General features: G+C 56.5%; 24 protein-coding genes. 21 read left to right on the top strand and 3 right to left on the bottom strand.

The genetic code is table 11. The features are described 5' to 3' along the window. Positions 1 to 8 precede the first annotated feature (8 nt). On the top strand, positions 9 to 944 hold the full coding sequence (locus ABIE60_RS00715) for a Nudix family hydrolase (protein ID WP_354466957.1): 936 nt from the start codon (positions 9 to 11) through the stop codon (positions 942 to 944). Positions 945 to 951: 7 nt separating this feature from the next. Here the strand turns inward: ABIE60_RS00715 and nadC are convergent, their stop codons facing one another. Beyond that, positions 952 to 1803 carry a carboxylating nicotinate-nucleotide diphosphorylase gene (nadC, locus tag ABIE60_RS00710; RefSeq protein WP_502914931.1) on the bottom strand — a complete coding sequence of 284 codons (852 nt, stop codon included), beginning with the start codon at positions 1801 to 1803 and terminating at the stop codon, positions 952 to 954. A 94-nt stretch (positions 1804 to 1897) separates the two neighbouring features. Between nadC and ampD the strand changes: the two genes are divergently transcribed. The 19 genes from ampD to ABIE60_RS00615 all read left to right on the top strand — a co-directional run bounded on the left by ampD (position 1898) and on the right by ABIE60_RS00615 (position 16166). Further along, positions 1898 to 2443 (top strand): 1,6-anhydro-N-acetylmuramyl-L-alanine amidase AmpD, encoded by a 546-nt coding sequence (ampD, locus tag ABIE60_RS00705; RefSeq protein WP_354466956.1) that lies wholly within the window; start codon positions 1898 to 1900, stop codon positions 2441 to 2443. A gap of 62 nt (positions 2444 to 2505) precedes the next feature. After that, the gene (locus ABIE60_RS00700; RefSeq protein ID WP_354466955.1) at positions 2506 to 3570 is read left to right on the top strand and encodes an ABC transporter ATP-binding protein; all 1065 of its coding nucleotides are present in this window, start codon (positions 2506 to 2508) and stop codon (positions 3568 to 3570) included. Between the two features lie 282 nt (positions 3571 to 3852). Next, positions 3853 to 4116, top strand: a complete 264-nt coding sequence (locus ABIE60_RS00695; RefSeq protein WP_354466954.1) for a hypothetical protein — start codon at positions 3853 to 3855, stop codon at positions 4114 to 4116. A 27-nt stretch (positions 4117 to 4143) separates the two neighbouring features. Further along, a complete protein-coding gene (locus ABIE60_RS00690; protein ID WP_354466953.1) occupies positions 4144 to 4758 on the top strand; it encodes a DapH/DapD/GlmU-related protein in 615 nt (204 codons plus the stop codon). A 114-nt stretch (positions 4759 to 4872) separates the two neighbouring features. After that, positions 4873 to 5700 (top strand): phosphonate ABC transporter ATP-binding protein, encoded by an 828-nt coding sequence (gene phnC, locus ABIE60_RS00685; protein WP_354466951.1) that lies wholly within the window; start codon positions 4873 to 4875, stop codon positions 5698 to 5700. A 21-nt stretch (positions 5701 to 5721) separates the two neighbouring features. Next, positions 5722 to 6738 carry a phosphonate ABC transporter substrate-binding protein gene (gene phnD, locus ABIE60_RS00680; protein WP_354466950.1) on the top strand — a complete coding sequence of 339 codons (1017 nt, stop codon included), beginning with the start codon at positions 5722 to 5724 and terminating at the stop codon, positions 6736 to 6738. A gap of 67 nt (positions 6739 to 6805) precedes the next feature. Then, positions 6806 to 7318, top strand: coding sequence for a PhnE/PtxC family ABC transporter permease (locus ABIE60_RS00675; RefSeq protein ID WP_354466949.1), 513 nt, complete (start codon positions 6806 to 6808; stop codon positions 7316 to 7318). Next, positions 7234 to 7602, top strand: coding sequence for a PhnE/PtxC family ABC transporter permease (locus ABIE60_RS00670; RefSeq protein WP_354466947.1), 369 nt, complete (start codon positions 7234 to 7236; stop codon positions 7600 to 7602). Before ABIE60_RS00675 ends, ABIE60_RS00670 begins: the two co-directional genes overlap by 85 nt. 35 nt (positions 7603 to 7637) lie before the next feature. Further along, on the top strand, positions 7638 to 8336 hold the full coding sequence (gene phnF, locus ABIE60_RS00665; protein ID WP_354466945.1) for a phosphonate metabolism transcriptional regulator PhnF: 699 nt from the start codon (positions 7638 to 7640) through the stop codon (positions 8334 to 8336). Further along, complete coding sequence (gene phnG / locus ABIE60_RS00660) at positions 8333 to 8782, top strand: phosphonate C-P lyase system protein PhnG (protein WP_354466943.1); 450 nt, start codon at positions 8333 to 8335, stop codon at positions 8780 to 8782. The genes phnF and phnG overlap by 4 nt, the downstream gene beginning before the upstream one ends. Before the next feature lies 1 nt (position 8783). After that, positions 8784 to 9392 carry a phosphonate C-P lyase system protein PhnH gene (gene phnH, locus ABIE60_RS00655; protein ID WP_354466942.1) on the top strand — a complete coding sequence of 203 codons (609 nt, stop codon included), beginning with the start codon at positions 8784 to 8786 and terminating at the stop codon, positions 9390 to 9392. After that, the gene (locus ABIE60_RS00650; protein ID WP_354466940.1) at positions 9392 to 10486 is read left to right on the top strand and encodes a carbon-phosphorus lyase complex subunit; all 1095 of its coding nucleotides are present in this window, start codon (positions 9392 to 9394) and stop codon (positions 10484 to 10486) included. Before phnH ends, ABIE60_RS00650 begins: the two co-directional genes overlap by 1 nt. Further along, positions 10483 to 11343, top strand: a complete 861-nt coding sequence (locus tag ABIE60_RS00645; RefSeq protein WP_354466938.1) for an alpha-D-ribose 1-methylphosphonate 5-phosphate C-P-lyase PhnJ — start codon at positions 10483 to 10485, stop codon at positions 11341 to 11343. The genes ABIE60_RS00650 and ABIE60_RS00645 overlap by 4 nt, the downstream gene beginning before the upstream one ends. Next, positions 11340 to 12116, top strand: a complete 777-nt coding sequence (gene phnK / locus ABIE60_RS00640) for a phosphonate C-P lyase system protein PhnK (RefSeq protein WP_354466937.1) — start codon at positions 11340 to 11342, stop codon at positions 12114 to 12116. The genes ABIE60_RS00645 and phnK overlap by 4 nt, the downstream gene beginning before the upstream one ends. Before the next feature lie 16 nt (positions 12117 to 12132). Beyond that, entirely contained in the window at positions 12133 to 12849 is a 717-nt protein-coding gene (gene phnL / locus ABIE60_RS00635; RefSeq protein WP_354466935.1) for a phosphonate C-P lyase system protein PhnL, read from the top strand. After that, complete coding sequence (gene phnM, locus ABIE60_RS00630; RefSeq protein ID WP_354466933.1) at positions 12846 to 13982, top strand: alpha-D-ribose 1-methylphosphonate 5-triphosphate diphosphatase; 1137 nt, start codon at positions 12846 to 12848, stop codon at positions 13980 to 13982. The genes phnL and phnM overlap by 4 nt, the downstream gene beginning before the upstream one ends. A gap of 7 nt (positions 13983 to 13989) precedes the next feature. Beyond that, positions 13990 to 14559 (top strand): ribose 1,5-bisphosphokinase, encoded by a 570-nt coding sequence (gene phnN, locus ABIE60_RS00625; RefSeq protein WP_354466931.1) that lies wholly within the window; start codon positions 13990 to 13992, stop codon positions 14557 to 14559. Continuing rightward, positions 14552 to 15322 carry a phosphonate metabolism protein PhnP gene (phnP, locus tag ABIE60_RS00620; protein ID WP_354466929.1) on the top strand — a complete coding sequence of 257 codons (771 nt, stop codon included), beginning with the start codon at positions 14552 to 14554 and terminating at the stop codon, positions 15320 to 15322. Before phnN ends, phnP begins: the two co-directional genes overlap by 8 nt. Beyond that, entirely contained in the window at positions 15312 to 16166 is an 855-nt protein-coding gene (locus tag ABIE60_RS00615) for an EamA family transporter (protein WP_354466928.1), read from the top strand. The genes phnP and ABIE60_RS00615 overlap by 11 nt, the downstream gene beginning before the upstream one ends. Here ABIE60_RS00615 and chrA read toward each other — a convergent pair. After that, positions 16163 to 17314 (bottom strand): chromate efflux transporter, encoded by a 1152-nt coding sequence (gene chrA, locus ABIE60_RS00610; protein WP_354466927.1) that lies wholly within the window; start codon positions 17312 to 17314, stop codon positions 16163 to 16165. The genes ABIE60_RS00615 and chrA overlap by 4 nt on opposite strands. Before the next feature lie 240 nt (positions 17315 to 17554). Between chrA and ABIE60_RS00605 the strand changes: the two genes are divergently transcribed. After that, the gene (locus ABIE60_RS00605) at positions 17555 to 17782 is read left to right on the top strand and encodes a HupE/UreJ family protein (RefSeq protein WP_354466925.1); all 228 of its coding nucleotides are present in this window, start codon (positions 17555 to 17557) and stop codon (positions 17780 to 17782) included. A 39-nt stretch (positions 17783 to 17821) separates the two neighbouring features. On the opposite strand, the gene ABIE60_RS00600 is transcribed toward ABIE60_RS00605, so the two are convergent. Continuing rightward, complete coding sequence (locus ABIE60_RS00600) at positions 17822 to 20422, bottom strand: DUF349 domain-containing protein (protein WP_354466923.1); 2601 nt, start codon at positions 20420 to 20422, stop codon at positions 17822 to 17824. Positions 20423 to 20477: the final 55 nt, after the last annotated feature.

Genomic DNA, 20477 nt, shown 5'->3' with positions numbered 1-20477 from the left:
TATCTGATATGCCTAAACTGATCCATGTTGCGGCGGCAGTCATTCGTGACTGCCGCGGTCACATCCTCATTGCCCGTCGACCTGATGACAAGCATCAGGGCGGCCTGTGGGAGTTTCCTGGTGGCAAGGTGGAGCCCGGCGAACCCGTTGCTCAGGCGCTCTCCCGTGAGCTGCTTGAAGAGCTGGGGATTCAGGTTTCACGAGCACAGCCTTTGATCCGTATTCCACATCACTATCCTGACAAGTCGGTACTGCTGGATGTATGGGAAGTGACCGCGTTTGAGGGTGAAGCACATGGGGCCGAAGGTCAGCCGGTCTGCTGGGTCGCGCCCGAAGCGCTTGACGACTATGCCTTTCCGGCGGCCAACACGCCCATCATTACAGCCGCACGCCTGTCGCCACGGCTGCTGATTACCGGTGACGTGAACGACATTGATGTCTGTACCGGAAAACTGCAACAGGCGCTGCAGCAGGGCATCACTCAGGTCATGCTGCGTGCCAAGTCGCTCAGCGAGACCGCCTTTGCGGACCTGTATCAACAGCTGCAACCATTGTGTGCCGAGTTCAATGCCTTGATGGGGGTGAATACATCCGTTGAGCAGGCCAATGCATTGTGTGCCGAGCACCTGCACCTGACGTCGGCGCGTTTGCAGGCGCTGGGCAGTCGTGCTCAGTTCAAGGGGCGCTGGCTCAGTGCCTCCTGCCACAACGCGGAGCAGATCCGCATGGCACACGAGAAGGGCGTCGACTTCATCACCCTGTCTCCGGTCAAACCCACCCGCTCACATCCGGGCGCGCCGGTATTGGGCTGGGAAAGGTTTGCCGAGCTGGTGGCCGAGTGCCGGTTGCCGGTATATGCGTTGGGCGGGCTCAGTGAATATGATCTTACTCAGGCCAGAGAGCAGGGTGCTCAGGGCATCGCGGCGATCTCGGCCTGGTGGTAGCTCGCCTTTACAGACCTTCAACAATCCGCATTGACAAGTCCACGGCCTGGCAGTGCTTGGTCAGGGCACCGATGGAGATATAGTCCACACCGGTGTTGGCATAGTCGAGCAGGGTTTCATCCGTAATATTCCCCGAAGCTTCCAGCTTGGCACGCCCGTTGGTCTGCTTGACCGCTGCAATCATCCGCTCGGGGCTGAAGTTGTCCAGCATGACAATATCGGCGCCGGCGACCAGCGCCCGTTCCAGCTGATCTTCTGTCTCGACCTCGATTTCCACCGGTTTGCCCGGGTGGTTGCGGCGGGCGGTTTCGATCGCTTTCTCAATACCGCCACAGGCCATGATGTGGTTTTCCTTGATCAGGAAGGCATCGTACAGACCGATGCGGTGGTTGAAGCAGCCGCCGCAGCTGACGGCGTATTTCTGTGCCAGCCTCAGGCCCGGGATGGTCTTGCGCGTATCCAGCAGGCGTACCGGGGTGCCGGCGACACGCTGAGCGTATTCGTGGCTGAGGGTGGCGGTGCCGGAGAGTGTTTGCAGGAAGTTCAGTGCCGCGCGCTCGCCGGTGAGCAGTGAACGGGCCGACCCCTGCAGGCGAAACAGCACCTGATCACGTTCGACCTTGTCTCCATCCTCAACCAGCCACTCAACCTGTACCTCAGGGTCCACCTGACGAAACACCTCATCCACCCAGGCACGGCCACAGACCACCGCTTCCTGACGTGAAATCACCCGCGCCTGTGCCCGGTCACTGGCCGGAATCAGTTCGGCGGTGATGTCACCGTTGCCGACATCCTCATTCAGGGCTGTACGGACGTTTTCTTCGATGGTGGGCTTGAGCTCGGTCAGCGTCAGCAGCATGGTGGCGGGCCTGTCGTATGATGTACTATGGAGCGCGCATTTTAGCGGAAATCGCGCGGCGATAGTACGTCAAAGGGGAGTGGTATTCAGTCAGATGACAGTCAAAATTGAACAGCACCGCATCAAGGGTGCCCGTTTTCTGCCTTCACCCAACTGCAACGCCCGGCCCGAAGACGAAATCTCGCTGCTGGTGATCCACAATATCAGCCTGCCGCCCGGGCAGTTTGGTGGTGGTCATATTGCCGAGCTGTTTACCAATCGACTGGACCCGAACGGACACCCCTTCTTTGCCGAAATCGAGGGGCTTGAGGTCTCCGCCCATCTGCTGATCGAGCGGGATGGCCGCATGACCCAGTTCGTACCCTTCGATCGCCGCGCCTGGCATGCGGGCAGGTCCTGCTTTCGGGAGCGTGAAGCCTGCAATGACTTTTCCATCGGCATCGAGCTGGAAGGGACGGATGATTGCCCCTATACCGATGCCCAGTATGAATGTCTGATCGCGGTGACTCAGGCGCTTTTGGCAACCTATCCGCAACTTGGCCCTGAAACCATTGCCGGTCACAGTGATATTGCACCCGGTCGAAAGACTGACCCCGGCCCGGCATTTGACTGGACACGTTTTCTTGCTGCGCTCGGATGATCTGAGAATGGTTTTCATCTATCATAGATGCCCCCTGAAACTCTGCCTGCTGCGAGGTTTGGATGTCAGCTCTGCTCCGTATTGAAGGTCTCAAGTGCGCGTATCAGTCGCAGACGGTGCTGGCCAGTGTCAGCTTTGATATCGAGCCTGGCGAGATCGCCTGTCTGCTGGGCCCCAGTGGCTGCGGCAAGACCACCGTGCTGCGTGCCATTGCCGGCTTTATTGCCCCTCAGGCGGGTGAGATTCGACTCGGTGAGCAGCTGATCAGCAGTGCCGCCCATGTGGTGCCGCCGGAGCAGCGCGGCATGGGGATGGTGTTTCAGGATTACGCCCTGTTCCCGCACCTGAATATTGCCGACAACATCGCCTTTGGCCTGCGCCGCATGGCCAGCAGCGAGAAGCAGCGTCGGGTCAAGGATGTGCTTGAGTTGGTCGAGCTGCCCGACCTGAGCCGGCGTTACCCGCATGAACTGTCCGGTGGTCAGCAACAGCGCGTTGCTCTGGCGCGTGCGCTGGCACCCGACCCCCGCCTGCTGTTGATGGACGAGCCGTTTTCCAATCTGGATACCGATCTGCGGCGTCAGTTGTCGCAGGAAGTGCGCCAGATCCTCAAGCGTCGTGGCATCGCCGCGATCATGGTGACCCATGACCAACAGGAAGCCTTCACCATCAGTGACAAGATCGGCATTCTGTCAGCCGGTCGCGTACAGCAATGGGGCACGCCCGAGTCCCTGTACTACCAGCCGGTCAGTCCCGAAGTGGCCGCTTTTGTTGGCAAGGGAGAGCTGTTCCAGGGAACGATAAAAGAAGCCACCGCCGTCGAGACGGAACTGGGGCTGCTTGAGTTTGCCGAGCCGCTGGGGGTGGATGCGGGTTGTGATGTGCAACTGTTTTTGCGTCCGGGTGATCTTTACCTGAGCCACGATGGTGGGGTACCCGGAGAGGTGTGTTCGGCTGAATTCCAGGGCAGCCTGACGCTTTACTGCATTCGTCTGCACACAGGGCGCGAGGTCGAGGTGTTGGAGCAGGGGCTGCATCGATATGCTGAAGGCGAAAACGTCTGTGTGCATGTAGCGGCTCATCGCCCAATCCTGTTTTCATCCTGCCAGGTGCGTAGCCCGTATTGACCCTATCTGGCACGAAGCCTGCCGTATCCGCTGCAGTATATTGCCACGAACGGGTATGGCGAAGATAACCGTTTTATCTGTGCGCGCCATATCCTGGAATACCCTGACATGACACTGTCCGCCGGGAAAGAGCGGAAATCCACTTCCTGTGACGAAGCCCTTGAATCAATCCATCCTGTGCAGCGCATACTCTCAAATGAGGTGGGCTTGATCCATGCATTCATATTTTTGTAATGCGCTTATGTTGGAATAAAAAGGTTTGATTAAATATGAGGGTGTATTATGAATATCAAAAAAGATGAAAAAGGATATATTATATGGTGGATTGATAGAAAGTTCATGACTGAAAATTCTTTTCCTAAGAAATGTCTCGATACCGTCGATGGGTTGGCCGTTGTTAATAAAAAGCATCTGACTGCTTATAAGAGATGGGGTGCTCTATCTAATAACAGAAAAGATATAAAGGATTGGATAGATACTTGGTTGACTAAAGAAGAAAAAGAAGAGCTAAAGGCTTTTTTGAAAAGAAGAAAGTCTAAAGATTAACCATCTAATTTAAAAGAGATTTTTAATGTGAAGAATTTATCGCCTGATCCAAGTATAAGCAGTGATGTTTTATTATCAAATGTTGAATTTGGTCTTTATAATGAGATTGGGTCCAGATGTAAAGTGGTTAATACAGCGTTGGGCGACTATTCTTACATAAGTGACGACTCGGACGTTATAAATACCACTATAGGAAAATTTTGCTCCATAGCCTCCCATACACGTTTAAATCCTGGCAATCATCCTGTAGAAAAGGCCGCGATGCACCACTTTACATACAGAAGTTCAATGTATGGTTTTGGAGAAGACGATGATGGTTTTTTTCAGTGGAGAAGAGAGCATCCTGTCACAATAGGGCATGATGTTTGGATTGGGCATGGTGCTGTCGTCCTGGCGGGGGTTACGGTTGGGAATGGTGCGGTTATCGCGGCAGGGGCAGTAGTATCAAAGGATGTTGAGCCTTACACGATTGTCGGTGGTGTGCCATCAAAGCCAATCCGTAAAAGGTTTAGCAATGAGGTGATTGACGGTTTCCAGCGCCTTGCCTGGTGGAACTGGCCGCATGAAGTATTCGCAGAAAGACTGAGAGACTTTCGCCAGCTGCCAGGAGAAGAGTTTCTGCAAAAGTATCAGGAGATTTAACCCTTCTGAAATATAAAAGCAATCCTTTTGTAAACAAATATACATATCTAGACAACCTTGGTGTAACAAACCCTCTTTAAGCTTTGGGTCATCTGACTTAAAGAGGGGCGAACAATGTCTGCCATCAAGATTCATGGCCTGCAGAAGTCTTTTGGCGAAGCAAGAGTGCTCAACGCGATTTCGCTTGAGGTAAAAACGGGTGAAATGGTTGCGCTAATTGGCTCATCTGGCTCGGGCAAATCGACGCTGATGCGGCATCTTTCATGCCTTACGCTTGCCGATAAAAATTCTCAATCCGAAATTGAAGTGCTTGGGGTGCCGGTTCAAAGCAGGGGGCGCAGTGCGCGTGATATCCGTGCCACCCGCGCTCGTATCGGCAATATCTTCCAGCAGTTCAACCTGGTTAACCGTCTGAGTGTGCTGACCAATGTACTGATAGGCGGCCTCAGTCGTGTACCGGTCTGGCGCAGCATGCTCGGCTGGTTTACGCAGGAAGAAAAGCTGGAAGCATTGCGTGCCCTGGAGTTGGTGGGGCTGCGTGAGCATGCGCTCAAAAGAGCTTCAGAGTTGTCAGGTGGCCAGCAGCAACGGGTCGCCATTGCCCGTGCCCTGATGCAGAAGGCAGAGGTCATTCTGGCTGATGAGCCGATCGCCTCGCTTGATCCGGAATCCTCCCGTCTTGTCATGGAAACGCTTGAGCGTATTAACCGCGACTTGGGCATCACCGTAGTGGTCACGCTGCATCAGGTTGATTATGCCCAGAAATACTGTCAGCGCGCCGTTGCCCTTCAGGCTGGCGAGATATTTTTCGATGGCCCGATTTCTGCCATGGATGGACAGATGCTCAGCAAGCTTTATGGCACCCAGATAGGCGCCGAAAGCCTTCAGGATGTGGCTGAGACATCGCCCGCTACTCCAGTCTATGAACTTAACCCTGCTTGAAACCCTTATCAGGAGCAGTACATGAAACTCAAGAAGCTTTTCTCTGGTCTGACGGCCGGTGTTGCAATGACTGCCATGCTGGCGGCACCACAGATATCTCAGGCTGACGAGATGAAAACCCTCAATTTCGGCATCATATCCACTGAGTCTTCCCAGAACCTGCGCACCATATGGGAGCCGTTCCTGGCCGATATGTCTGAAGACCTGGGTATGGAGGTCAAACCTTTTTTTGCATCCGATTACGCCGGCATTATTCAGGCGATGCGGTTTGATAAGGTTGATGTGGCCTGGTATGGCAACAAGTCTGCCATGGAAGCGGTTGATCGTGCAGGTGGCGAAATTTTCGCTCAGACCGTCGATTTCTCGGGCAATCCCGGCTATTGGAGCGTGCTTATAGCACACAAGGATAACGATAAGCTCAATTCAGTAGATGATGTACTGAACAAGGCAGGTGAGCTTGCGTTCGGTAATGGAGATCCGAATTCAACTTCTGGCTTCCTGGTGCCGAGCTACTACGTTTTCGCCAAAAACGGAGTCGATCCGAAAAAGATTTTCAAGCGGATGACCAATGCGGGCCATGAAGCGAATTTCCTGGCAGTAGCGAACGGTCAGGTCGATGTCGCTACAAACAATACCGAGAACCTGGCTCGAATCAAAGTGACCCACCCAGATAAATATGATCAGGTCAAGGTGGTCTGGAAATCCCCCCTGATCCCGTCTGATCCGATCGTATGGCGCAAGAATTTGCCTGAAAGTGCGAAATCCAGAATTTATGACTTCTTCATGTCATATGGCACTACAGGCAACGAAAAGGAGGTTGCTGTTCTGGAGGCTCTACAGTGGGCGCCTTTCAAGCCATCAACTGATGACCAGTTGTTGCCTATTCGACAGCTTGAACTCTTCAAGCAGCGTGCACAGGTAGCGGCAGATGGAAAACTCTCTTCCCGTGAACGGGAAGAAAAACTGGGTGAAATTGATGCTCAGCTATCAGCCCTGAACCGTCGCCTGCACGCCCTAGAGTCTGCCTCTGTTAATTGATTGACCCACTGTTCCGACTCCCCCATTGAGGGGGGTCGGTTCGGGTGTTAACCAAAGTGAGTTTTTCATGACCGTATCGACTGCTCAGACCCTTGCTGACGTGAGAAAGCCCTTTAATTGGGTGGTGGCAATCAGTTGGGTTGTATTGTTTTCATTGCTGGGCTGGGGCTGGGATGCTGCAGAGATTAATCCGCTGGTACTGATTACCGAAAGCGGCAACATGGCTGAATTTGCCGGCGATTTTTTTCCGCCTGATTTCAGCGATATCGGGTTTTACCTGGAAGAGATGGTGATCACGCTGCACATCGCGCTGTGGGGCACGGTGCTGTCGATCTTTCTGTCGGTTCCGTTTGGAATCCTGAGCTCCGAAAACCTGATGCCGGTGTGGGTGTATCAGCCAGTTCGGCGTCTGATGGATGCCACTCGTGCGATCAATGAAATGGTGTTTGCAATGCTGTTCGTAGTGGCCGTAGGCCTGGGGGGCCCTTTGCAGGGGTGCTGGCGCTGTTCGTTCACACAACCGGCGTGTTGGCAAAACTGTTTTCCGAGGCGGTTGAAGCCATTGATCCACGGCCTGTAGAGGGTGTGCGTGCAACAGGCGCCAACATGCTCGAAGAGATTCTGTATGGCGTGATCCCGCAGGTTCTGCCGCTTTGGATCTCATATTCACTGTATCGATTTGAGTCCAATGTTCGCTCTGCCACTGTGGTTGGCATGGTTGGAGCGGGTGGTATTGGCGTCATTTTGTGGGAAAGCATTCGCGGCTTTCAGTTTCAGCAAACCTGCGCCGTGATGATTGTGATCATTATCAGTGTGACGCTTACTGACCTTCTGTCACAGCGTCTGCGCAAGGCATTCATTTGAAATGAGTGTCGTTTTCAGAGGACTTGTATAGACAAATGGCAGTGTATCGAAAAATCGCATCCCAGCTGCGCGATGAAATCATGACTCAGTACAGCACTGGGGACCTGCTGCCGCCAGAGAGCCGTCTGGCAGACCGGTTCAGCGTCAATCGCCATACCGTCAGGCGTGCAATTGACGAGCTGGTCCAGGACGGTCTGGTAAGGCGCTATCAGGGCCTGGGGTGCAAGATTGTGCAAACGCCGATTGATTATGCCCTGCATGACCGTGCGGCGTTCTCACACAATCTTAACCAGATTGGATTGGGGCTGGAAACCGAGATCGTGCGCTGTGAGCAGGTTGTGCTTCCGGCAGCACTGGCCGGCCAGCTTGATCTTGCCCTAGGGGTCCGGGTGCACGAGTTGAGGACCCGCCGGCTGGTTGAGGGTGATCCGGTCTGCTTGATACGGCATTACCTGTTTGGCTTGCCTGATGCTGCACTTGATGCCTTCAGTGGCGGTTCATTGCATCAGTTTTTGCGCGATGAGTGGAGCATTTCGCTCAGGCGCGGCACCACCCGTTTGCGTGCACGCATGCCAACACTGGATGAGTGCACCCAGCTTTCTATCTCTCGCGGTATTCCGGTTATGGAAGTGCATACGCATAACTATTGCCGGGATACAGGCGTTTTACGTGAATACTCGATCGCCAGAAGCAGAAGCGATCTATTTGAATACAGCGTGGAGCCAAAGCCATGAGTTTTACCACACAACAGCGCCAGCACTGGATGTCGGTGCTGGCCCATGCCCCGACCGACGAACTGCTGGGCTTGTCCGAGACCGCGGTGCAGGAGTTCGGCTTTGAAATGATCCGCGCGCCGGAGGTCGGTTTGACTCAGGTGCGTGCACGGATGGGTAACACCGGCGATCAGTTTAACCTGGGTGACATGACCCTGACACGCTGTGTCGTTCGCTCCTCCCTCAACACCGTTGGCTATGGCTATATCGGGGGGCGTAACAAGGCTCATGCCCGGCGTGCAGCCGAACTGGATGCACTGCTGCAGGATGCTCAAATGGGTGAGGCTCTGATGGAACGAGTGATACGTCCCATAGAAGCTTTGCAGCGCGCGGCGCGTGCAGAACAACAGCAACAAACGGATGCAACACGCGTTGATTTCTTCACGCTGGTGCGGGGGGAGGATTGAAATGACCGATGCACTGCTAAAACCGGGCTTCAGTCAGCCGGTCGGTGATGCCCAACAGGCCTTCCGAGTGCTGCTTAAAGTAATGAGTGAGCCCGGTGTAATCCGTTCACTGCAACAGGCGCAAGGGATCGATCATCTGGCCCCGGCGGGCATGACTGCACTGCTGGCATTGTGTGATCAAACAACACCGGTATGGCTGGCACCTGTATTCAACACTGCTGCCATTCGCACCAACCTGAATTTCCACGCAGGGGCACCGCTGGCGAGTGATGCACAGCAGGCAGACTTTGTACTGAGTGTTCCGGGCGAACTGCCGCCACTGGAGCAGTTGAAAGCAGGGGAGCCTGAATATCCGGATCGCAGCTGCACACTGGTCGTGCAGCTGGAACAACTAGGGAATGCGCCGGTGGGGGATGCACTGGTTGAATTGGAACTCAGTGGTCCCGGTATTTCAGGACGGCGCAGGCTCTGTGTATCAGACATGGGGGCTGACCTGTTGAGCTATCTGACTGAGCGGCCACATCCCTTTCCGCTGGGGCTGGATCTGATTCTGGTATCGGGTGAGCGTGTGACGGCAATTCCAAGAACCACTGATGTGGAGGTGATCTGATGTACGTTGCAGTAAAAGGGGGCGAGAAAGCGATTCAGGCGGCACATGACCTGCTTGCTCAGCATCGCAGAGGCAACCCTGAACAGCCGGAACTGGCGGTACACCAGATCAGGGAACAGTTGTCACTGGCGGTAGACCGCGTGATGACCGAAGGCTCGGTGTATGACCCGGAGTTGGCTGCACTGGCGATCAAGCAGTCAGCCGGTGATCTGGTGGAAGCAATCTTTCTGTTGCGAGCCTATCGCACCACGCTGAACCGTTTCTATACCAGCGAACCGATCGACACCGACGGGATGCAGGTGGAGCGTCGGATTTCCGCCACCTACAAGGATCTGCCGGGTGGCCAGGTGTTGGGGCCGACCTTCGACTACACCCATCGTCTGCTGGATTTTGCCCTGCTGGCAGAGGGCGAAACGGCTGCACAGGCCGACATGGGTGCTGCAGCTGAGAGCTCAGAAACCACTATGGCGCGAGTATCGGCACTGCTGGAGCGTGAAGGGCTGATGGTCACCGAACGTGACAGTGGTAATGAGCCTGCCGATATCACCCGTGACCCGCCAGTATATCCCTGTGACCGCAGCGCGCGAATGCAAGCTCTGGTACGGGGTGACGAGGGGTTTCTGCTGGCGCTGGGATATTCAACGCAGCGGGGCTATGGGCGCAACCATCCCTTTGCCGGTGAAATCCGCATCGGTGAAGTGGCGGTCAGCATCGTGCCGGAAGAACTGGGGTTCGAGATCGAGATTGGCAGCTTGCGCGTCAGTGAGTGTGAGATGGTGAATGGCTTCACCCGCCATGAAGATGACGAAGTGAAGTTTACCCGCGGCTATGGCCTGGGCTTTGGTCAGTGTGAACGCAAGGTGATGGCCATGGCACTGGTCGACCGTGCGCTTCAGGTCGATGAATACAATGAGGAGATCAAATCTCCGGCGCAGCAGGAAGAGTTTGTACTGTCCCACTGTGACAACGTGGAAGCAGCCGGTTTTGTATCCCATCTCAAACTGCCGCATTACGTGGATTTTCAGTCGGAGCTGGAACTATTGCGCCGCATTCGGAAGGCAGAAGCGAGCCGCTCAGAGGAGGCAACATCATGAGTATCGAGGCTGTACGTTCAGGCTACAACTTTGCCTACCTCGACGAGCAAACCAAGCGAATGATCCGTCGGGCACTGCTCAAAGCCGTGGCAATCCCTGGTTACCAGGTTCCCTTTGGGGGCCGCGAAATGCCCATGCCCTACGGCTGGGGTACTGGTGGTATGCAGGTAACAGCGGCGGTTATAGGTACGGATGACCGGCTTAAGGTGATTGACCAGGGTGCTGACGATACCACCAACGCCGTCAGCATCCGCGCCTTTTTCCGTGATCTGACCGGGGTGGAAACCACCGAACAGACGGAGCAGGCCACTCTGATCCAGACTCGCCATCGCATTCCCGAAAAGCCGCTCAAGGAAGACCAGATTCTGATCTATCAGGTGCCGATTCCCGAGCCGCTGAGGTTTATCGAGCCGAGCGAAGTGGAAACGCGCAAGATGCATGCGCTGGAAGACTACGGCGTCATGCACATCAAACTGTATGAGGATATTGCCCAGTTCGGCCATATCGCTACGGCCTACGCCTATCCGGTGAAAGTTAACGGCCGCTATGTGATGGATCCGTCTCCGATTCCCAAGTTCGATAACCCCAAAATGGATAACTGCCCGGCGCTGCAACTGTTTGGAGCGGGCCGTGAAAAGCGGATTTATGCCGTGCCGCCCTATACGGAGGTGCGCAGTCTCGACTTTGAGGACCATCCCTTTGAAATCCAGCGTTGGGATGCCAGCTGCGCCATCTGTGGTTCCCGCGACAGCTTCCTGGATGAAGTGGTGATGGATGACTGTGGCAACCATGAGTTTATTTGTTCCGATACGGATTACTGCCGTACACGCGTGGCAGAACAGGGGGAAAGCGCATGAATACCGAGCCACTGCTGCAGGTACGCAATGTCACCAAGCTGTATGCGGCCGACAAGGGCTGCGCCGATGTAAGTTTCGATCTTTACCCCGGTGAAGTGCTGGGCATAGTGGGTGAGTCCGGTTCCGGCAAGTCCACGCTGTTGAGCTGTCTCTCTGCACGGTTGGCACCGGATCAGGGTTCGATCCAGTACGTGAACCGGGAGGGCGAGCGGCTGGATCTGTATGGACTGAGTGAGTCGCGTCAACGCCAGCTACAGCGTACCGAATGGGGCATCGTCCACCAGCATGCCCGGGACGGACTGCGCATGGGGGTTTCGGGCGGTGCCAATATCGGCGAACGCCTGATGGCAACGGGCCAGCGTCACTACGGTGATCTAAGGGCCACCGCCGAGCGCTGGATGGCGGACGTAGAGCTTGATATTGATCGCATTGACGACAAGCCCATCACCTATTCCGGCGGTATGCAGCAACGGCTGCAGATCGCCCGCAATCTGGTGACACACCCGCGCCTGGTGTTCATGGATGAGCCCACCGGTGGTCTGGATGTGTCGGTTCAGGCGCGCCTGCTGGATCTGCTGCGCAGACTGGTAACCGAGCTAGGATTGGCGGTCGTAATTGTCACCCATGATCTGGCGGTAGCTCGCTTGCTGGCGCAGCGCCTGATCGTCATGCGCCGTGGGCAGGTAGTGGAAACCGGATTGACCGATCAGGTACTGGATGATCCCCAGCATGCCTACACACAGCTGCTTGTTTCTTCTGTGCTGACACCTTGAGTTCAGGATTTTGACCATGCAAACCATGATAGATGTTCAGGGCCTCACCAAGGTGTTTACCCTGCACAACCAGGGTGGCATTCAGCTGCCCGTATTCAGCGGTATCGATTTTAGCGCACGCCAACAGGAGTGCACCGTTCTGTTCGGAGAAAGCGGCTCGGGCAAAAGCACCCTGTTGCGCTCACTGTACGCCAACTATTTGCCCACCAGTGGCAGCATCAGCGTCCGTCATCGCGGCGAGATGGTCGACATGACAGGCGCACCCAGTCAGACACTGCTGCAGATCCGGCGTGAAACCATTGGCTATGTCAGCCAGTTTCTGCGCGTGATTCCACGGGTATCGGCTCTCGATGTGGTCGCGCAGCCGTTGAGAGAGCGCGGTGTGGATGAACACCGCGCACATCAAAAGGCAGGAGAGCTGCTGGAGCGGCTGCATATTCCCGAGCGCCTGTGGTCATTGCCGCCGGGAACGTTCTCTGGCGGTGAACAGCAGCGCGTGAATATCGCGCGGGGCTTTATCGTGGATTACCCCGTTTTGCTGCTGGATGAACCCACTGCATCACTGGATCAACGCAACGCGGCCACGGTTGTGGAGCTGATACAGGAAGCCCGCAGCCGGGGAACCGCAGTGGTCGGCATCTTTCATGATGCCGAGGTGCGTGACGCCGTTGCAGACCACATTTATGACATCGCATCACAGTCCACCATTGTTCAAGACGGGGCCGCATCATGATTCTGACCAACGCCAATATCGTATTAAACAACGAAGTTGTTCTGGGTAGTCTGAAGATTGAAGATGGCAAGATTCAGGCGATTGACTCAGGCAGCATGGCACTGGCTTCAGCGGTGGACTGTGGCGGTGGCTACCTGATGCCCGGACTGGTCGAGCTGCACACCGATAACATGGAAAAACACTTTACCCCGCGTCCCGGTGTTGCCTGGCCGGGGATGCAGGCGTTCAAGGTGCACGATGCCCAGATGATCAGCGCTGGCATCACCACAGTGTTTGACGCCATCTCTGTCGGCGATGTGGTCGAGGGCAGCGAGCGCCTGGCCAATCTGAGCCGAATGGCGGAAGCCCTCAAGGAAAGCCGCGCCCGTGATTTGACCCGTGCCGATCACCTGTTGCATCTTCGCTGCGAAGTGAGCCACCAGGACACCCTGGACAACTTTCTGCACCTGCTGGAGGCGCACCCGCCGCAGCTGGTGTCGATTATGGATCACTCCCCCGGTCAGCGGCAGTTTGCCAACCTGGACAAGTACCGCGAATACTACAAGGGCAAATACAAGCTGTCTGATGCCGAGCTGGAGGCGTTCATTGTGCGCCAGAGTGAAGCCAGTCGCCTGTACAGTGCCAAGTATCGTCGTGCTATTGCCGATATTTGCCAGGCCCGGGGCATCCCGCTGGCAAGCCACGATGACGCAACCTCTGAACACGTCGAAGAATCCCTCAACCATGGCATGTTGATCGCCGAGTTCCCGACGACGCATGAGGCGGCCCGCGAGGCACACCGTCATGGTATGGCGGTGATGATGGGGGCACCCAACGTGGTGCGCGGTGGTTCACATTCCGGAAATGTAGCTGCACACAGTCTGGCTGCTGAAGGGCTGCTGGATGTGCTGTCCAGTGATTACTACCCCGCCAGCCTGCTGGATGCGGCGTTCAAGCTGGTGGCTGATGAGCGCAATGACTATGACTTGCCCGCGGTGATGCGGCTGGTGAGTCAGAACCCTGCACAGGCTGCGGGGCTGGATGATCGCGGTGAAATAGCGATCGGAAAGCGTGCCGACCTGGTCTGGTGTGACCGGTTGGATGACCATGCCCATATCCACCACGTTCTTAAAGATGGCAAGCGGGTATTCTGAGGCACTCATGAGCAAGCTGTTTTACTTGATGGGTCCCTCCGGCAGCGGCAAGGATGCGCTGATGACCGGCGTGCGTGAGCACTTTGACGGACAGGGGCCGGTGCTGTTCGCTCACCGCTATATCACGCGCTGTTGGCGCTCCGGCGGTGAAAACCATATCGAACTGTCGAATGAGGAGTTCGACCAGCGCCTGCGTGCGGGGCTGTTTTCCATGCACTGGTGTGCTAACGACTGCCGTTATGGTATCGGCCTCGAGGTTGATGGTTGGCTTTCAGGTGGGCATTCGGTGCTGGTAAACGGCTCGCGTGAACATCTTGGTGAAGCGCGCCAGCGTTTTGGTGACAGACTGGTTCCGGTGCTGGTCTGCGTTGAAGCCAGCCAGCTCAAGCAGCGCCTGTTGGCACGAGGCAGAGAGCCGCTGCAGCAGATCGAGCAACGGCTTGAACGTAATCGGCGTTTTATGGATGCGCTGGAAGATCAGGCCATCATGCTGGACAACAGCGGTGAGCTGAATCGATCAATTCTACGTTTTGCCGAGTTGTTGCAGCAACAGGTCAGGGAGGCAGCCGGTGTTTGAATTCCGTTTTTTGGGTACCGGAAATGCCGGTGGTGTTCCGCTTTGGGGGTGTGATTGTACCGCTTGCGAGGCTGCAAGGCAGGACGCGTCTCTCAGGCGTCGTGGGGCATCGGCGGCTATTGTGGCTGACGGTCGGGTAACACTGATCGATGCCGCACTGCCTGAGCTTATGGATCGGTTCCGGTTTGAGCAGGTGCAACGCATACTGCTGACCCATTTTCACATGGATCATGTGCAGGGGTTGTTTCCCCTGCGCTGGTCCGAGCGGCCAGAGCGCCTGCCGGTGTACCGCCCGGATGATCCGCAGGGGGCCGATGATCTCTACAAACATCCGGGTGTGCTGGAGTTTCAGCCTCCATGTGAGCCGTTTAAAGAGCTGGATTTCAGAACCTTTTCGGTTACCCCTGTGCCCTTGATTCACTCCCGTGTGACACAGGGATTTATCTTCAGGGTCGGCAACTGGCGGCTGGCCTACCTGACCGATACACGGGGGCTGCCAGATGCCACGCTGGCCTTTTTGCAGGCCAACCCGGTTGATGAGATGGTGCTGGACTGCAGCGATCCACCACGTGAAACGCCCTCACGCAATCACAACGACCTGAATGAAGCGCTCTCCATTTGGCGTGCGTCTGGCGCCAAACGACTTTGGCTGACTCATATAGGCCATCGACTGGATCTGTGGCTGAAGCAGAACGATAACCTGCCGGAGGGAGTGCAGGCAGCCTATGACGGTCTGGTGCTAAGGCCTGCTCATGGGGCTTAATGCTGAGCTTGCCATCCTGCTGTCAGTGGCCATGCATGTCACCTGGAATCTGATTGCGCGGCATCAACCTGCTGGTGCCTTTCCGCTCTGGTGGGTGCTGTTGACCCATCTGGTATTACTGTCTCCATGGGGGTTGTGGTCTCTGTTTACACGTGTTGAATGGAGTCCGACACTTGTGGCGCTGCTGCTAACCTCGGCCGTGGCCAATGCTGTCTATTTTACCGGGCTGCAACTGGCATACCGTAAGGCTTCGGCTGCACTGGTCTACCCCCTGGTGCGAAGCTCACCGCTGTTGATCGCCATCTGGAGTTGGGTGCTTTTGGGGGAACAGCTCTCGTTGAGTGGATGGGTGGGAATTGGCATCAGCGTAGTGGGACTGCTGATCATGTCGCTCAGTGCGAGCGGCAGCAGTGACAAAGGTGCCTTGCCCTGGGCCTTTCTGGCCATGCTGGCGACCAGTATTTATTCCATGAGTGACAAGGCGGCGGTGGCACAACTGCCGGACATGGCGGCGGTGATTGGTTTTGTCTCAGTGGGTTACGCCCTTTCGTGGTGCCTGCTAACGCTGATGCTGAAGCGAGAGCAGGGACGCTGGTGGCCTGCTCAGCGGATCAAGCTGGCACCAATGCTGACGGGCGGACTTTGTGTAGGGCTGGCGTATACACTGGTGGTGTATGCCATGCGCGAGCTGCCATCAGCCGTTGTAGTGGCGTATTCCAACAGCGGAATTGTGTTGGCAGCGCTGATTTCCATCTTTGTGTTCCACGAGCGCTTTGCCTGGAAGCGCCGCCTGTTGGGTGCTGTGGTGATCCTGTCAGGTATATTCTGCCTGAAATTCTATTAAGCGATAGCCACACCGCCAATGACCAGAAGGACTACCACCACCCAGGCTGGCACTTTCCACACGTTCAGCAGTAGGAAACCGGTTAGTGCCAGTACGAAATCCTGCATACTAATGATGACGCTGGTCCACAGGGGGTGATAAAGCGCAGATCCCAGAATACCGACCACAGCGGCATTGGCACCGCACATCATCGCCTGTGCAGTCTCAAAGCGCCTCAGTGCATTCCAGTGGGGCAGTACCGCCAGCAGAATCAGCAGACCGGGTAGAAAAATCATCACCAGTGCAAGAGCTGCGCCCGATAACGCCCCAGGCGCTGGTGTCGCAATGGCGCCAAGGTAGGCTGCAAAGGTAAACAGGGGGCCGGGTACGGCCTGAGCCGCGCTGTAGCCAGCCAAAAAGTCGTCGGGTGTCACCCAGCCGGGCTGGACGACTTCTGCCTCCAGCAGTGGCAGCACCACATGCCCGCCTCCGAACACCAGTGCACCGGCTCGATAAAAGGCATCCAGCATCTCTACAATGCTTGAAGGCATGAGAATGACGAGAACGGGCAGGCCAAGCAAGAGCCCCGTAAACAGGGTTGCGCAGAGATGCCCCACCTGTCTGGAAACCGGAAAGTGCAGACGGTGCTGCTCGATCTGCGTACCGGAGCGGCACAACAGCAGCCCGGCCAGAACTCCGACGAGAATGGCACAGACCTGACCTGTCGGCCCGCTGATCAACGTAATGATTACCACCGCTCCCAACGCGATTGCGGTACGTGTACGATCCGGGCAAAAGTTGCGCGCCATACCCCATACGGCATGGGCAACCACCGCCACGGCCGTGATTTTCAACCCATGCAACGCCCCCTGACTGATCGGGTCATCGAGTAGTGTCAGGCCCAGTGCAAAGAGCACCAGCGCGATGGCAGATGGCAGAGTGAAGGCGGTCCAGGCGGCCAGTGCGCCAGCATAACCTGCCCGCAAAAGCCCCAATGCAAAACCGACTTGACTGCTGGCAGGCCCCGGCAGGAACTGGCACAGGGCAACCAGATCGGCATAGTCGGCTTCCGACAGCCAGCGTCGGCGTTGTACAAACTCACTGCGAAAGTAGCCCAGGTGTGCGACTGGCCCACCAAACGAGGTAAACCCAAGCATCAGGAAAACCATAAAGACTTCTTTTATTCGGGATCCGTAACTGCGGGCTTTCTGCACAATGAATATCCTGTTGGATTTAATATTGATCGTTTGTCTTGGGACTGTTGTGTAACAGCTTCCCGGATTTCTGTTTTGCACCTTCTATTTTGTCATATGCCGTGATCCGTGAGGATGCATTGATGAACCCGGTGACGATCGACCAGCGGGTGGTACGTGCGGTGGTATAATCGAATTGTATTGGGAGGGATAACGATGAAAAAAGCGATAATTGCGACTGTTGCACTGCTGCCGGAGGTGGCGCTGGCCCATACCGGCCATGATGTATCCGGTTTTATCGGCGGGCTGGCTCATGCCATGGTGCACACACTGGAGGGGGCCGGAGGGCTGGTAGCGCTGGTGGTGCTGGGACTGGGGGCCGCTTACTTCAGGCGTCGTTCTCGATCCCGCTGCAGCGGGAAGTCAGAACACGAGGGGCAGTGATAGGGGGCAGGGAAGGCAGCCGCTGCCTCCCCTGTCTGCCTATGCGGCCGTCAGCGTTGCGGCAAAACGCCGGCGCAGGTCAACAAACTGCCATGCAAACGGCAGTGTCAGCCATTCCAGTTCAAGTGACTGCAGGGCCGCTTCAGACGGTTCGTCATCCTGCTCGGCCAGTGCCTGACCGAGCCGTTCCATCTGGTACTCCATGCGCAGCACTTCATCTTCTTCAGGTGTGGGTTGTCCGAGCATGATTTCAAGCCGGATACACAACTCACGCGCCTGAACTTCAGACAGTGCCAACTGCTGATCGATGGAGCGGCTGCCCGCGCTGATCAGGCGGATCGCTTCCAGTCGCTGGCCGATGCGCTCGCGCCACAACTGACCGGGAGAAGGGCCGGTAACCGCTTCCGTCAACAAGGTAGAAAGCGTTTCAGAGCGTGCGGTTTCAGCCAGTTCCTCTTCTGCCTGCTCGGCCAGTTGAGCCAGTCGCTGCAAGGCTTGCAGGGACGTTGCGGACAGCAGAGCTTCACGCGGTGCGGTTGGTTTCTGAGCGGCTTCAGCCTTGCGGGCCTGTTTTAGCCGGCTGAAAATGAGATCGCACTGTTCACGAAATGCCTGCCATAACCCGCGCTCTCGGCTGCGAAATGTCGCTCCGGCGGCCTTCCACTGCTGTTGCAGCTGCTTGGCTTCGCGGGCGGCGGCTTCGATATCGTCGGCGCTTGCCAGTTCACTGGCGCGGGCAATGATACGTTCCTTCAGATCGGCACACGCCTGACGATGAGCCCGAATGCGGCCATCGAGATCACGCAGCAGGCTGTTGAACTGTTGCTGTACCGGTTTGCCGGGTGCCCGGTCCACCGGGGAAAACTGTCGCCACTCCTCGCGGGCGGTACGGCTGATCGCTTCAACGGCATGCCAGTCGGCCTGGCTCCAGTCCATGCCGTGAATGAAGCGATCAAGCTGGGCGCAGATTTCGCGGCGCTGTTGCAGGTTATGTTCACGCTTATGGCGTTGAGCACTGAACCATGCCTGGCAGGGGGCATAGGCTTTCTCGCCGGCATCGTGAAACCGTTTCCACAGTTTTTGTGAGTGCACAGGGTCGGTGTGATCAATCTGCTTCCATTCCTGCTGCAGTGCACGTATCTGGTCGGCCAGTGCCTGCGGGGGCAGCTCCGCTCCCACCAGTGCTTCCATCTGCAGGCACAGTGTTTCCTTTTTACCGTTGGCAGCGAAACCCTGCCAGTCCTTCAGTTCGGCGAGCCTTGCCGTGAGCTGGCGGTAGCGTGAATCCAGACTCTCTGGCAGACCGGAAGGCTGTTCAAAATGCGGTGCAAGGCCTCTGTGGGTGGACTCGGCGGTACTGATTTCGCCCTGATCAAGTTGCTGCTCCAGCAGATGCAACTGCTGGAGCAGTTGATCTTCGTGTCGGCTGGACTGTGCATTGATCTGTTTGATGGCCTGCTGCAGCTGAGTGATCTGAGCTTGCAGAGACTGAAGCAGATCCGGCAATGGCCGAGAATCGGGCCACTCGATGGAGCGAAACAGGCGCTGAGCCCGGCGCAGTTTTTGTTCCGGGCTGCCATCCTGCTGTTGCAGCAGAGATTCAATGTGCGGGCTTTGTTGCTGCAGCCGTTCAGTTGCCGCCATGCAGTGTTCGGCGTGTCGGCTGAGGCTGTGCCACCGCTGTTGCTGCTCGCTGGCGGGTTCATACCGGCTGCTCAATTCATGCCACTGGTGCTGCAGATCCTGCAGGGCTGCTGCCTCAGGTAAATCGTCAGTGGCCAATGTTTCCAGCTGTGAAAGCAGTTCACCAGCAGTCTGTCGGTCCAGCTCTTTCTGCCGCAACAGCTCTTGTTCCTGGCGTTCCGCTTCTGCAGTGGCCTCAAGTCGGGCCTGTATCTGCTCGATCCACTGTGTAAATAGACGGTTGCTGTCATTATCGGCAGCCGGCAGCTGGTGCCACTCCTGTGACAGCGCCTGAGAGCGGGCATGCAAGAACTGCAGGTCTGCCCCCCTGGCCAGCTGTTCAAGCTGTTGCAGCAGTTGCGTGCGCCGCTGGGCATGTTCCGTTTCAAGCCGGGCCTGTTCACGCAAGCGGTTCAGCTTGTCGCGGCTGATGCGGTGTACGGTTTTGTCACGGCCACGGCTCTGACGCTGCAGGTTTTCCAGCAGATCGGCTCGTTCTACACGCTGGGCCGCTTCACGGCGCATGGTGGCCAGGCGGGCATGCAGGGCCACCTGCATCAGCACGGATTCGTCATCAATGCAGTTGAGCGCGCTTTGTTGCAGCTGTTCGCTGCTGACATTGATGATGATTTGAGTGCGGGTATCGGCATCGTCAAGGCGCCTGAGCAGCTCACTCAGTCTGTCGGAACCGTCACCGTTCAGGCATTCGCTGACGCGCAGCCCCGCCTGTTCACGGACTTCAGGGTCGGTGGATTGCGATAACACATCAAGCAGGGAGTCCGTATCACTGAGACGGCCAACCGCTACTATTCGGACCTGGCGACTGGCGTCATGCAGTGCCAGCTGGCGCAGGATTCTGGCCTGATCTGGCTGGTCCGGACATAGCTTGCTGATGGCATTTAAGCGCACTTCAGGATCTGAATGACGCCATCTTGGCTTGAACAGGTTTGCAAACATCAGTCACCACTACCGGAGAAGAGTCCCGGCATCCATTTTCATGCAGATGAGCGGG

Source organism: Marinobacterium sp. MBR-109 (assembly GCF_040547565.1).
In the GTDB taxonomy this organism is placed as follows: Bacteria; Pseudomonadota; Gammaproteobacteria; order Pseudomonadales; family Balneatricaceae; genus Marinobacterium.
The sequence above is the reverse complement of the archived record's forward strand: the minus strand, read 5'-3'. Positions and strand labels throughout refer to the sequence as shown.

Coding starts and splice junctions, on each gene's coding strand:
- phnG (WP_354466943.1), top strand. CDS start 8,333: ATGAGTTTTACCACACAACAGCGCCAGCACTGGATGTCGGTGCTGGCC.
- phnN (WP_354466931.1), top strand. CDS start 13,990: ATGAGCAAGCTGTTTTACTTGATGGGTCCCTCCGGCAGCGGCAAGGAT.
- phnH (WP_354466942.1), top strand. CDS start 8,784: ATGACCGATGCACTGCTAAAACCGGGCTTCAGTCAGCCGGTCGGTGAT.
- ABIE60_RS00650 (WP_354466940.1), top strand. CDS start 9,392: ATGTACGTTGCAGTAAAAGGGGGCGAGAAAGCGATTCAGGCGGCACAT.
- nadC (WP_502914931.1), bottom strand. CDS start 1,803: ATGCTGCTGACGCTGACCGAGCTCAAGCCCACCATCGAAGAAAACGTC.
- phnM (WP_354466933.1), top strand. CDS start 12,846: ATGATTCTGACCAACGCCAATATCGTATTAAACAACGAAGTTGTTCTG.
- ABIE60_RS00605 (WP_354466925.1), top strand. CDS start 17,555: ATGAAAAAAGCGATAATTGCGACTGTTGCACTGCTGCCGGAGGTGGCG.
- phnD (WP_354466950.1), top strand. CDS start 5,722: ATGAAACTCAAGAAGCTTTTCTCTGGTCTGACGGCCGGTGTTGCAATG.
- ABIE60_RS00675 (WP_354466949.1), top strand. CDS start 6,806: ATGACCGTATCGACTGCTCAGACCCTTGCTGACGTGAGAAAGCCCTTT.
- ABIE60_RS00695 (WP_354466954.1), top strand. CDS start 3,853: ATGAATATCAAAAAAGATGAAAAAGGATATATTATATGGTGGATTGAT.
- ABIE60_RS00600 (WP_354466923.1), bottom strand. CDS start 20,422: ATGTTTGCAAACCTGTTCAAGCCAAGATGGCGTCATTCAGATCCTGAA.
- phnC (WP_354466951.1), top strand. CDS start 4,873: ATGTCTGCCATCAAGATTCATGGCCTGCAGAAGTCTTTTGGCGAAGCA.
- ABIE60_RS00700 (WP_354466955.1), top strand. CDS start 2,506: ATGTCAGCTCTGCTCCGTATTGAAGGTCTCAAGTGCGCGTATCAGTCG.
- phnF (WP_354466945.1), top strand. CDS start 7,638: ATGGCAGTGTATCGAAAAATCGCATCCCAGCTGCGCGATGAAATCATG.
- phnL (WP_354466935.1), top strand. CDS start 12,133: ATGCAAACCATGATAGATGTTCAGGGCCTCACCAAGGTGTTTACCCTG.
- ABIE60_RS00645 (WP_354466938.1), top strand. CDS start 10,483: ATGAGTATCGAGGCTGTACGTTCAGGCTACAACTTTGCCTACCTCGAC.
- ABIE60_RS00715 (WP_354466957.1), top strand. CDS start 9: ATGCCTAAACTGATCCATGTTGCGGCGGCAGTCATTCGTGACTGCCGC.
- phnK (WP_354466937.1), top strand. CDS start 11,340: ATGAATACCGAGCCACTGCTGCAGGTACGCAATGTCACCAAGCTGTAT.
- chrA (WP_354466927.1), bottom strand. CDS start 17,314: ATGGTTTTCCTGATGCTTGGGTTTACCTCGTTTGGTGGGCCAGTCGCA.
- ampD (WP_354466956.1), top strand. CDS start 1,898: ATGACAGTCAAAATTGAACAGCACCGCATCAAGGGTGCCCGTTTTCTG.
- ABIE60_RS00615 (WP_354466928.1), top strand. CDS start 15,312: ATGGGGCTTAATGCTGAGCTTGCCATCCTGCTGTCAGTGGCCATGCAT.